The following is an 11,332-nucleotide window of genomic DNA, read 5'->3' on the forward strand; positions in this document are numbered from 1 at the left end:
ACCAATTCATTGATGAGTTACCAACTTCATTCGGTTAATGGTGCTCCCGATCACAAAACCTCTACGTCACCGCTTAACAAAACATATTTTCGTTTCCCATGATTGAAACAAATGCAGTAAGATGTTGTTTAAACAACCGCCCCGCAGGGGGAGTGCGGGGCGGTTTGGATTACGAGTCTGCGATCTCTCGACGCAGCCGTAAATGTTGGTGCGAATTACGGATTAATACCGGTGTTTACGTTGCGAAGTACGGGAGCCGGATTGTAATAATTCGGATTATCGATCCACGAAGCATAACCGAATTTTAAATTCTTCACTTTGTAGCCAAGGAGATTCAACATGGCGGTAGCTTCGGCGCCAGAGTGTCCGGTGAAGCAGTAGAGGACGATATCACGATCCGGGGGCAGATGGCGCAATTTTGCGGCATCATTCAGATCGCGGAACGGGATGTTCCGAGCACCGGGGATATGACCGGCTGCATAAGTCGCGGAGTCGCGAATGTCCAGAATGAACGGCGGCGTTGCAGTCTGACGAAGCGAGTCAACAACACGGGCTTCTACTGTCGCCGCGGCGGTGCTCAGATAATTCTTGGCAACTTGGCGAATGAACGATTGTCCGGCATAACCAGCGTATACGCCCGGTTCCGGATAGGCATTATAATCGGACAAGGCGTTATAGGTGGTTTCCACCGTGCCAGCGATTGCAGTGACGCCCGGGGTATAGAAACCGGTGGTCGCGCGAGCGGTCGCGTCAGTTGTCCAGCCAACCATACCATACTTCAGGTTGATGGTGTTGTAACCTAATGCTGCCAACACGCCGGTCGCCAAGCCGCCGGTATGTCCGGTGTAGCAATAAACCACTAATCGCTTGCTCTTGTTTGCCGTAATCGTATTCAGCAATGCGATTTGGTTCGTATCGGCAACTTGTTGCCACGGAATATTGTACGCGCCGGGAATGTGGCCATTCGTGGAATAGTGGGTAGCGCTGCGGACGCTGAGAATCGCCCAATTGGCATTGGTAAGATTCGCTTCCAACGTAGTTGCCGAAACGACAATACTGGTGGTATCGATAAAGCTATTCATAGCGTTAAGAACGCTCGTGAAATTAGCCGACGGATTGACCGAAGCCGGTCCAGTCGGATCGCTATCATCGTCGCTGGAACAGCCAACAAATGAAACAACAATGAACATCGCAAGCAGGAGTGCGAGCAATTTACGCATAGTAGGATTTCCTCCAGGTGAGTTGAAGCCGTTACCCATTAGCGGGCAGTCGGCGGGTTAGTTACTACTGTGGCGTTGGCACTGCGTTCAGCAGCCACCATTACGCCGCGATTGATTAACGAATCAAGAAAAGCGCTGGTTAAGAAACGTCCCGGTTGTCCGTGACAATTGTTGCAATACGGTTCTTGCCGGGTTCCGAGACTATCGGTGACGAACCGCGAGTTTTGCGGTGTGAACTTCTGAATGTTGTGCGGAGTTGCCATCATCCAGGTCGCATCGGCGTCATACTCCGGCATCGCTAAGCCCCACGGATCAAAACTGTCCGGTGCAATCGGGATATGGCGAACAACGACATAATCGTTTTCAGGACGGTCGGCGCGCGGATTACGGCCTATCCGGAATCCCATTTCCGAGGGGAAGAGAATGCCTTGCGATCCCAACTCGACATGGCAGGAGTAGCAATTCTTATAGGTCACACTATGACAGACTTGGCATTGCACCCGCGAGTGTTCCGCTCGATGTGAGACGTTAGCGGCGGTACCACTGAACGAAATCGCATGACAGCTTGTGCAACTTGCTCGATTCGTTGCATTGTAACGATGGGGGGAAGCGGTTGTTCCGGTTGCATTGTGCATTTCCGTACCGGTATGGCAGAACATGCAATCTTTCCCTTGCAGGAAGTGAACATCCCCGGCAGCGCCTTCGTTTTCGCCACGGAATTCCGCGCCAACTCGTGAACCGTGACAGGCGGCACACTGTAAATCCTGTGACGGCGTTTTCCGGAAGAAGTGACCGGCAATCAAGCCGCCCTTTACTGTCAATGGACTGCTAACATGGCATTGTCCACAAGTGGTATGGCACTCATTACAGCGGGATGAGAACATTTCCCGATAGCGTGCTTGCTGGGTATTGCCGCTCCGCTTCAGGTATTGCGCTTCGTAGCCGCTCTGATTGGCATGAATCGAGTTTTGATGTCCGGATGTTATCGCGCTATGACAACTGGCGCATACAATTTGTCCACTACCATTCGGATTGGTACGTGAGGGGTCGCGGACCATGCCAACGTGTGCACTGTCCTTCGACATGATACCGTCACGTCCACCGTGACAAGCGACACAACGCGTTCCATGGGGATCTTGTGAAACGAACGTACTTGCGACTAACACTTTTTGCCATCCCGGAACCTCCGGGATAGAGCCGCCTCAACCTTCGCTGGCGGCGCGATTCGCATACTTCAGGTTACTCGCAATCGGCCCGACGAGCGCGGCGGTGGAAGCGGAGTCGTCCAGTGTCGCTTTCAAAGCGTCTTCATTGGTATGGCAACCAATGCAATCGTTACGGGTGAGATCAACCGCGGGCGAGTTGGGATTGTTCGTCGTCGATGCATCCTCTTTGGCACAACCGAAGATCAGAAACGACAATAGAATAAATGTGATTAAGAAACCGTACCTGATTCGCATGGTAGTTTTTCCTCCAGTTCATGCAACAGTTGAAACGCAAGCGATGAAAGCTCTCGATCCGCTGTGCGGTAAAGCTCATCGAACTGCTTTCGTGCCGATACACCACAACCATACAATGACAACAAGGCGACCCGAAACCGTCCAGAAAAGCTAAGATCCGATTCTGTTAAATACTGAATCAGCCATTCGCAAGGACAGTCGTCACCCGGTTCAAATTGTAGTAGACCATTGGGATTATCGTGAAGCAGCGCGAGTGCGCGAGATGCCGCCGTTACCAAATCGCCTGCGACGATTTCACAAACCAGTTGCCGGCGTCGGATTGATGTCGTAATACGCCCAGCATCGACCAATTCGTTGTAAAGTGGCAGGGCTTCGTCGAACCGGTTGGCAAGAAATCGTTGGTTGGCTAACATCTCGATCATGCTGGTAAGTAGAGCAAACGGTGTGCCAAACGTGAAAACCATCACAAAGTGGTAGGGTATAACTTACCGTAGGACAGACACTCCTGAGACCTTTGACAAAATCGGATTCGCGAGGAATACAGCGTAGTATCCTGCGAAGCAGATACGAAGCGGAATGACGTGGCGATCTTAATAACAAGTACTTAATTTCAACAATGAGATTGCCACGTCACTGCGGTCGCACAAGGTTGCGACCTGCGTTCCTCGCAAAGACACTCCTGTCTGTCCATAAAAAAAGGTCGGACACGAATGTTCGACCGATTCTACAACACAAGTAAGTAATCACTCCGAAAACCGCCAGAAGTGGGTCACTGCCATATCTTCCGGGATATTATCGCAATGATCCCCAACCCCGTCGGGACGAACATGAGAACCGTGATCGGGCGTCACGGCGATTGCCCATGTCTCTCCCTGCCAGCAGGTTGCGACCGCTTTCGTAAGTGCGATAAAATTATCGGCATGGCGATGAGCAGCGGCGACCGCTTCCGGGGTAAAGGGATTCCCGGCATGCAGTAAATCGTCGTGCTCCTGTTGGTAGCAGACGATTACATCAAACTCTTTTTGTTCTATCAATTGGATCGTCCGTTCGACAACTTCTGGATCGTAAGATTCGCTATAGTAGGAGAGTGTACGATTCCGGAAAATAATGTCGATACTGCAATCCTTGACAGCGACTAACGCGACCCGCTTTCCTGCCCGCACCAGCGCATCGAACAACGTATCGATCGTTAGAATGGGACGCTGATACCCCTGGATACCGTGGATTTCCGGTGGCGCGCCGCTATACATCGACGCGAAACAAACCGGTGTTTTTGGTGGCGTCATCGATGTTAAGGGAATGGCAATATCGCTATGGGAACGAAATTTTCCGGCGATTTCGGGATAACGTTGCAACAAAGAGGAACCAATCGCATCCGGGGCAAAGATGAGCATTTTCTCAATGAATCCGATATTGCGGTTGCGAAGGTGTTCGATGATTTCCGGGACTGCTTCGGCTTGATTCGATGTAGGAGGGTTCACCCCCGTTACTGCACAGATGGTTGGGGTTACGGACTGAATCGTGGGGGTTGTCATGTAATGTCCAAAAAGAAAGAAACTGCTGCTTTACTAAGATTACAATTGTTTCAACAGCCAGCATCACGTTTCACTTATTGAAACCAATGAAACATAATGAAACGAGTGTGGTTACTCTGAAACGGTTTGCGGAGGAGTGAAACCGGGTGGACAGGTGAAAGTTTGTACAATGCTGCCCGGGATCGGTTCGATGGACTTGGCAAATTGATTCGAGGCTTGTAATGCTTTCAATCGACGCCAGAAAGTTACCCGGGAAATTCCCAATAATTTTGCCGCGACTGCGACCTTATTGTTTGCTTGTGCCAACGCCAATAGCAGTGGATTCACCCCGGCGTCGATGCCCGCCTGCGGTATTCGCGCATCGGGAACCACTTTCAGTAAATAGGGGGGAAGGAAGCGCTCTTCGAGCATTTCCCCTTCGCCAATCGCAACCCCATACGCAACGGCATTTTCCAGTTGCCGGACGTTGCCGGGCCATGGGAAGCACTGCATCCGGCGAATCGCGGGCGCTGAAATATGCTGAAACTCGGTTTCTTTCCGTAATCGGGCTTGGGCGAGAAACTCCTCGACCATGAGGGGGACATCTTCGCTACGTTCCCGTAACGGAGGAATTTCCAATGGAACAACCGCAAGCCGGTGATAGAGATCGCTGCGGAAGTTTCCTTGCGCGACTTCCTGCGCAAGATCGCGATGGCTTGCTGCAATTACCCGGACTTGCACCGGAAATGACTGCTCGCCGCCAACCGGGGTAATCCGGTGTTCTTCCAAGACCCGCAATAATTTTACTTGTAGCAGTGGCGACGCTTCGCCGATTTCATCTAAAAAGAGGGTGCCGCCACTCGCCCGCTCAAAATAGCCACTATGATGATGTTTCGCATCGGTAAACGCCCCTTTCCGATGACCGAACAGCTCCGATTCTAATAATGTATCAGGAATCGCACCACACGACACCGCGAGAAAGGGACCATCGGACACCGTGCTATTGGTGTGGATAGCGCGGGCAAGCCGTTCTTTTCCGGTACCGGAATCGCCACGGATTAGTATCGTTGCTCGGCTTTTTCGGAGGGCTTTCACTTGTTGGAACAGCTCGCGCATCGCTGGCGCCGCTCCAATCATCCCGCAAAATTCCTGCTCGGTGCCCGGTTCGGAACACAATGTTGTAACCGGTGTCAGATCGCGCAATGTCACGACCCCACCCGCCGCTTTTCCATCGTCGTCTAACCAAACCGATGTATTGACGGAAACATTTAAGGGGGAACCATCGGCATGGTGTACCGTAACCCGGTGATCGAATTGGCTGTGACCGGAACGAAGGGTAATCGCCAACGGGCAGTATGCGGCACAAGCGTCGGCATTCAAGACATGTTGACAAATCCTGCCGAAAACATCGGATTCGGTGAGTCCGATGAGTTGCTGGGCGCGGCGATTGAACAGCCGGATTCGCCAATCGGTATCGACGACGAATGCGGCATCAGGCAACGAGTCGATGACTGCGCGCAACGTAGTGAGGTCTTGGGTGATGCTTTCTGTCATGAAAAGAATTGGTGTGTTATGGAACACTACAAAGTAGTAACCACGTAACGGGCTTGCAACATCCCGCAATGTCACAGAAGCGGGTGTATTATTTTGTCAATTCATCAATTTCGTTTACTCCAACTCGCTCAGAGAGTAAGTTGATTCGATGATTATGCACTTCTTCTTTTGAATACAAATAGTTAGCATTTTGACGATCCGCTTTGCACAGCCAATGACTGTGAAAATCTTCACCAACCCCCATCAATCCACTTGCATCTAAGCTTTTAATAAAACAATAACTTAGGTTTGTTGCCAGAGAATCGAACGGATGTAATTGACAGGAATTCTCGCTCACACATCCATATCGACTGGCGACTTGGTTGCAAATGATGTAAACTTCTGGAGGTAGTATGAAAGTTCAAATAGTAGTACCATTATCAATTCTTGTATTGTTTTCTGTCGCGCTAGCTTTGACATTAGTGGCAGATCATGAAGTAAGCCCACAAGAACCAGAAAACAGTGATATCGTTGTGTTGTATTCTTCGGACGATTATCAAATTGAATGGGGCGGCAATGCAAGTAATTATGCGAAAACAATCCTCACCCCGGTAGGCGAATCAACACCGTATTTTTTTGCTACCTAAGCTGGAGGCACCGCGGTAACCATCGAGAATCCTCCGACCGGTCAATATGTGTGGAAGTCCATTCACCAAACCGGTAATGGAACCCTTCACATGGTTTTGTGGAAATTGTAGTGTTATAGCATTGCTCAGTAAGAATGTCGCATATGTGCATTGAAGCTCAAACCACCTTAACAGAAAAACCTCATGTTAAAGCTGTGATGTGATTTCACACTCGCGACAATATTTGTTAGCGGCGGTATATAGTATTGTTACAAAGTGGATAGTTCACTGGGAACTTGTTAGAATCGGAGGATTACATGAGACTACACATTCGCTGTTTTGTAGTATTGTGTTGCCTAGTGTATACCTATTCTATTTGCTATTCCGAAGTCCGGCAAGTTCCTAGTGTTTACCCAACCATCAATGCGGCAATGCTCACTGCACAGCCAAACGACACAATTATGCTCGCACAAGGTACTTATCGGGAACGCGTTGCTACGACGATGAATATGACATTTGCCTCACATTGGTTATTTACACACGACACATTCGATATTTGTCAAACGATCTGGATTCCCGATACGGGTCGAGTGATTTTTTCTAACCAGTGCAACGTCGCAATTCTTGGGTTATCATTTTCTGGTTCTGGAATCCCCGTAGTGAATCGAGGCGTAATTCATGCGATTGGCGGCATTATAACGATAAACGAATGCCGTGTAGCTGGTAACTTCGATACTGCAAGATATAGCGGAACTGTAGCTGTTTACGCGGACAGCTCCCAAGTAATTGTAAAAAATTCCGTTTTCGACGGACCGGATGTCGGTTCCAGCAATGCAATCGAAGTAATTCACGGGACATTGACATTAAGAAAAACCACGTTTATGGGGAGACCGTTCGGTATTGACATTCAAAACGTCTATGTTTGGGGACAGCTGATCGTCGATTCCTGTGAAGTACGAAATGGTGGAGCGGGACTTTGCGGGATTGATGGCGCGATTGTAACGAATACGAGGTTCACACAATGCGGCACGTTAGCATTAGTGTTAGGCGGAAATGTACAAGTGTCAAATTGTGTGTTTGAGGATATCGAGCTTCCCATTTGGTATACACTCGTTTGGACTGGATGGGACAATGATACCATTCGTTTTAGTAATTGCCGCTTTCAAAATGTAATGGGATGTACTATTTACAATACTTCATTTTTTAAGGGCAGTGGAGTAGTAAGTTTTTTAAAATGCACTTTTTTGAACATTAGTAACTTTCGGAACATCTTTATACAACAAAACCTAAGCGTCGATTCTTGCATTTTCCACACACAAAATGGCGGGATTTTCACTGGTCGCAATCCTCAAGCATACGGTTTTTTTGAAAACAGCGATTTCATTAGAATTCCGAATTTCTATTTTAATGAAGATTGGGCACCCGACACGCTCCTTGCACCAAATTGCTATTGGGGTGACCCTACCGGACCAAGACATCCGCGCCTGCCTTATGGATTGGGTACAAATTTACCGAGCTGGGTTAATGCGATCCCCTTCCGCACAACTCCTGTTTTCCCGGAAAATGGAATTGGTGATCCGGGCAATGTGACGTACTCGCTACCGAATGCAATAGAATTATTGCCCGCTTATCCGAATCCGTTCAATTCGTCGGTAACAATTCGCTTCCGGTTACCCCAGCCAGGCGAAGCTACCATATCTATCTACGATCTCACTGGACGGGAAGTCGAGACACTGCATCGCGGTTACTTTCCCGCAGGGAACCAGCAGACAATACATTGGCAACCCCAAGCCCTCGCTAGTGGCAAGTACTTCATTTGTCTTCAATCCAACGGAAGTTCCCAAACGGGAGCCATTGTTTACAACAAGTGATCAAGAAGAACGTTCTCTCCAGAAGTATTTATTGGTATCAACTTGTCAATCTTTTCTTTAACAACAACGAAATGTGTTTTGTAACGAAAACCACTCATGTTGCTTTAGATGTATCTCATTGACTGCTTATATACCAAGTTGCATTCATCTTGTCTTTGCGAGGAATGCAACAAAGTGCGTCAGCACGAAGTGTTATGACGAAGCAATCTCTCTTTTTGAATGCAACTTGGAATTATTGCGCACCGGTAGTTACCGGAAATGAATATCCCAGGAATGATATGCTGCAACAGAATTCTCCAGCGCAACGATTTGTCACTCGTCAACAGTATACGCTGTAACCCGATAATAGAATTCCCCGTCGACATTGGTATCGGTAAACGTCGATGTGGTTCCATCCACCGTGGCGATGAGCGTCCCGTTGGCTGGTGGTGTAAACATTCCATCGGTACTTCGATAGATCCGAAAACTATCCATTTGTACAGTGGGTAACGACCAAGTAAGTATCGCATCACCGTCGGAATAGGAAATCACCAGGAATTGCGGCGCATCGGGGGGAGCAAGAACAAGTACCCGATTCATGTACGGCAATGACCATTTTCCGACTGCATCTCGAATCCGAATGCCCATATTATGGTAACCCGGTGTCAGGTTCTCCAAACTCACAATGAGGTTTGCCGTGAGCGAATCGGAAGGGACGAGGGGAATTATCTGGTCACTATCCGGCCCATTGTCGGTGTCAAAGAAAACACCGACTTCGTTTACCATCGAACGATTATACTCAACTGCTTCTACCCAAAGTGGTCGGGGAAGCGGTAATGAGACCCCGCCATAGCTATCTAACGCCCGAAAATAAAGCCAATGAAAGCCAGGTGATAGGTTCGTCAATGGCACTGTAAGCGAACGGGTAGTTGAGTCATGCCCGATAAGCGTTAACGGCATTCCACTGCCTACCCCCGGATCATTGTCTAAGTAATATTCGAGCCGGGTAATCGAAGGGACACCAGGTGCCGTCGGTTCGGACCAGAAGCGGTGAACACCGGGTAATCCCCATACTCCATTCTGCCGTGCCCGGACATAGAGGGTATGGACACCGCCCGTTGTTAATGGTACAAACGATGTAAGGTTGACCTGCAATGATTCGGCGGGGGGTATCGTTATCGGTGTCCCGTTACCAAAACCGGGATCATTGTCGAAGTAATACTCCAGCGCATCGACGACTTGCGCAGAAGCCAGCGAGAACGTAAATGCAACAACAACTACCGCAAACAACCATCGAATCTTTCTACGCTGGAGAAGTCGGACATGTTTAGCACTGGGCTTCATCCGTAACCTCCTTTCAGTTTCGTCCGCGAACGCGAATAGTAATTGGTAAGCCGTTTACTGTACTTCCTGAGATTGGCGCTTCGATGTAAGTGATTGTTGGTAAATTGGGAATTCCGCTCAGCACATAGGGGTACAGCCCTCCAAAGGCCCCCATATCGACCCCGTTCTGACCGGTACCGATCGCTGGCGAATTCGGCGCCAACAAGTAATAGGCATCGTAAAGGTTGTTGACTTGGAAGACAGTACTCATGTTGACATCCTGCAGATTTCCGTTCAAAGCCGGAAATTGCGTACTGTTGCACATTGAGTTGTACACTGCATTATTGTTTGCAGTATAAGTACCAGACTGCAGAATGCAGTTGGTGATAGTTGCATTGTACACATTGAGGCTGTAGATCCGAAAAACACAATGATTGAAGGTTAGAGCGCCAGCGCTGCTGTTCGATATGATTTCATTGTTAGAGCTGTAGAGAATGGAGTTGCGGAATGTTGTATTACTTGCTGCTGCCGTCATACTAATGAATGTATAGTAGGTAGTAGTGTACGCATGCCGAAAGTAACATTGATCGATGACAACATTCGGTGCTGCAATGTCGATGTGAGTTTGGGAACTTGTATGCGTTGCATAATTGCGGCGGAAGAGAATGTTACCGGCATTAAAATCAACTAAACCTTCCACTTGAAAACCCGTGAAGGAAGAGCCGGCGGAACCCGTACTGAAAGTGACGTTGCCCGTACGTGCAGCCCCTGGATTGGCCTGTGTTTCCGGGTTATTTGGTAAAAAATATCCGGGACCGAACCAGTAGAGAACTTTGGTTGTCACAAGATTTCCATAGCTTGCACCATTGCCGATGACATAAATCGTGTCGCCATCGAGTGCGGCATCGTTTGCTGCTTGTACGGTGGTATACGCATTGGATGCGGCATTGGTACTATTGTCGACCAATCGGACAGTGGCGGTAGAAAGCGTGGTGAGTGCGAAAACTGCGAACAAGATTGTACTAATTCGAGCGTCCATGATTTCCTCCTTGCGATATACCCGAACATTCGGGCATTTCAAGCTACGATTCGGTGATGACAAAGTCAAAGAAATTCGACGACTTTGAAAAGTTTCTTGAAGGGTCGAGTTGGAGTAATGACATCGATTGAAATTGAAAGATGTGTAATCTGTGTGAGATAGATTCATATGCAGGATCAAATACGATCCGTTGTACCGAGCGCCGTTGTAGTGGTGATCGCATTTGTTGAGTTTTGTGTAGAAGACTATCGATAATCACTTGTTGATTGATTCTCTCAACACTATTTTACTATCACTGCTTTTTACCTCGAACATTGTTGATCACACTTTGCTGATAACTGAGGTTCCGGTGATTCGATCTGGCGATATGATGCTACCACATTCTACAATGCCCATCCGACATTGCCAACACGATACTATTGATCCCAATCAATGTTTAACTCACATTGTTGTATTAGGTCAAGAATGTGCTTTGTCGATTTCTTGTTACAATTCTTCTCGCATTACCCGGGGGGCATAAAGATGTTCCGACGCATACTAACGCTCACACTACTTTCACTCGGTTTGGTTGGTGGGGAAGTTCGTCACAGCTACGCTGCCACTGCCGGGATGACACAGAGTATTCCGAAACCGTTTTTCTTCACTGAAAACAAAGGACAATGGGATGCGCGGGTGTTGTACAAGTGTCAAGCAAAGAATGGCATGACTTGGTTCCTCGAACGGGATGGGATTACTCAGGGGACAGGGAACAGAGAGCTGGGTAGGGG

General features: G+C 48.6%; 13 protein-coding genes. 4 read left to right on the forward strand and 9 right to left on the reverse strand.

What is annotated here, in order from left to right; genetic code table 11:
- Positions 1–215: 215 nt before the first annotated feature.
- From OEM52_03605 to OEM52_03635, 7 genes are all read right to left on the reverse strand, one after another.
- The gene (locus tag OEM52_03605) at positions 216–1,220 is read right to left on the reverse strand and encodes a rhodanese-like domain-containing protein (protein ID MDK9699224.1); all 1,005 of its coding nucleotides are present in this window, start codon (positions 1,218–1,220) and stop codon (positions 216–218) included.
- A 38-nt stretch (positions 1,221–1,258) separates the two neighbouring features.
- Positions 1,259–2,386 (reverse strand): multiheme c-type cytochrome, encoded by a 1,128-nt coding sequence (locus tag OEM52_03610; protein MDK9699225.1) that lies wholly within the window; start codon positions 2,384–2,386, stop codon positions 1,259–1,261.
- A gap of 36 nt (positions 2,387–2,422) precedes the next feature.
- A complete protein-coding gene (locus tag OEM52_03615; GenBank protein ID MDK9699226.1) occupies positions 2,423–2,680 on the reverse strand; it encodes a hypothetical protein in 258 nt (85 codons plus the stop codon).
- Complete coding sequence (locus tag OEM52_03620) at positions 2,656–3,144, reverse strand: hypothetical protein (GenBank protein ID MDK9699227.1); 489 nt, start codon at positions 3,142–3,144, stop codon at positions 2,656–2,658. The genes OEM52_03615 and OEM52_03620 overlap by 25 nt, the downstream gene beginning before the upstream one ends.
- 279 nt (positions 3,145–3,423) lie before the next feature.
- Positions 3,424–4,215, reverse strand: a complete 792-nt coding sequence (locus tag OEM52_03625) for an alkaline phosphatase family protein (protein MDK9699228.1) — start codon at positions 4,213–4,215, stop codon at positions 3,424–3,426.
- A 111-nt stretch (positions 4,216–4,326) separates the two neighbouring features.
- Positions 4,327–5,748, reverse strand: coding sequence for a sigma 54-interacting transcriptional regulator (locus tag OEM52_03630; protein ID MDK9699229.1), 1,422 nt, complete (start codon positions 5,746–5,748; stop codon positions 4,327–4,329).
- An 88-nt stretch (positions 5,749–5,836) separates the two neighbouring features.
- Entirely contained in the window at positions 5,837–6,085 is a 249-nt protein-coding gene (locus OEM52_03635) for a hypothetical protein (GenBank protein MDK9699230.1), read from the reverse strand.
- Positions 6,086–6,140: 55 nt separating this feature from the next.
- Here OEM52_03635 and OEM52_03640 point away from each other — a divergent pair, with 55 nt between their 5' ends.
- The 3 genes from OEM52_03640 to OEM52_03650 all read left to right on the forward strand — a co-directional run bounded on the left by OEM52_03640 (position 6,141) and on the right by OEM52_03650 (position 8,562).
- Positions 6,141–6,374, forward strand: a complete 234-nt coding sequence (locus tag OEM52_03640) for a hypothetical protein (GenBank protein ID MDK9699231.1) — start codon at positions 6,141–6,143, stop codon at positions 6,372–6,374.
- A 296-nt stretch (positions 6,375–6,670) separates the two neighbouring features.
- Complete coding sequence (locus OEM52_03645) at positions 6,671–8,224, forward strand: T9SS type A sorting domain-containing protein (GenBank protein MDK9699232.1); 1,554 nt, start codon at positions 6,671–6,673, stop codon at positions 8,222–8,224.
- A gap of 194 nt (positions 8,225–8,418) precedes the next feature.
- Positions 8,419–8,562, forward strand: coding sequence for a hypothetical protein (locus tag OEM52_03650; protein MDK9699233.1), 144 nt, complete (start codon positions 8,419–8,421; stop codon positions 8,560–8,562).
- On the opposite strand, the gene OEM52_03655 is transcribed toward OEM52_03650, so the two are convergent.
- Together OEM52_03655 and OEM52_03660 are read right to left on the reverse strand one after the other, a co-directional pair.
- A complete protein-coding gene (locus tag OEM52_03655; GenBank protein MDK9699234.1) occupies positions 8,537–9,547 on the reverse strand; it encodes a hypothetical protein in 1,011 nt (336 codons plus the stop codon). The genes OEM52_03650 and OEM52_03655 overlap by 26 nt on opposite strands.
- A 13-nt stretch (positions 9,548–9,560) precedes the next feature.
- Positions 9,561–10,565, reverse strand: coding sequence for a hypothetical protein (locus tag OEM52_03660; protein ID MDK9699235.1), 1,005 nt, complete (start codon positions 10,563–10,565; stop codon positions 9,561–9,563).
- Between the two features lie 522 nt (positions 10,566–11,087).
- Between OEM52_03660 and OEM52_03665 the strand changes: the two genes are divergently transcribed.
- The coding region (locus tag OEM52_03665) for a hypothetical protein (protein ID MDK9699236.1) at positions 11,088–11,332 on the forward strand (245 nt) is incomplete at its 3' end.

This window comes from bacterium, from assembly GCA_030247525.1.
In the GTDB taxonomy this organism is placed as follows: domain Bacteria; phylum Electryoneota; class JAOADG01; order JAOADG01; family JAOADG01; genus JAOTSC01.

Coding starts and splice junctions, on each gene's coding strand:
- OEM52_03605 (MDK9699224.1), bottom strand. CDS start 1,220: ATGCGTAAATTGCTCGCACTCCTGCTTGCGATGTTCATTGTTGTTTCA.
- OEM52_03615 (MDK9699226.1), bottom strand. CDS start 2,680: ATGCGAATCAGGTACGGTTTCTTAATCACATTTATTCTATTGTCGTTT.
- OEM52_03620 (MDK9699227.1), bottom strand. CDS start 3,144: ATGGTTTTCACGTTTGGCACACCGTTTGCTCTACTTACCAGCATGATC.
- OEM52_03625 (MDK9699228.1), bottom strand. CDS start 4,215: ATGACAACCCCCACGATTCAGTCCGTAACCCCAACCATCTGTGCAGTA.
- OEM52_03630 (MDK9699229.1), bottom strand. CDS start 5,748: ATGACAGAAAGCATCACCCAAGACCTCACTACGTTGCGCGCAGTCATC.
- OEM52_03640 (MDK9699231.1), top strand. CDS start 6,141: ATGAAAGTTCAAATAGTAGTACCATTATCAATTCTTGTATTGTTTTCT.
- OEM52_03645 (MDK9699232.1), top strand. CDS start 6,671: ATGAGACTACACATTCGCTGTTTTGTAGTATTGTGTTGCCTAGTGTAT.
- OEM52_03650 (MDK9699233.1), top strand. CDS start 8,419: ATGACGAAGCAATCTCTCTTTTTGAATGCAACTTGGAATTATTGCGCA.
- OEM52_03655 (MDK9699234.1), bottom strand. CDS start 9,547: ATGAAGCCCAGTGCTAAACATGTCCGACTTCTCCAGCGTAGAAAGATT.
- OEM52_03660 (MDK9699235.1), bottom strand. CDS start 10,565: ATGGACGCTCGAATTAGTACAATCTTGTTCGCAGTTTTCGCACTCACC.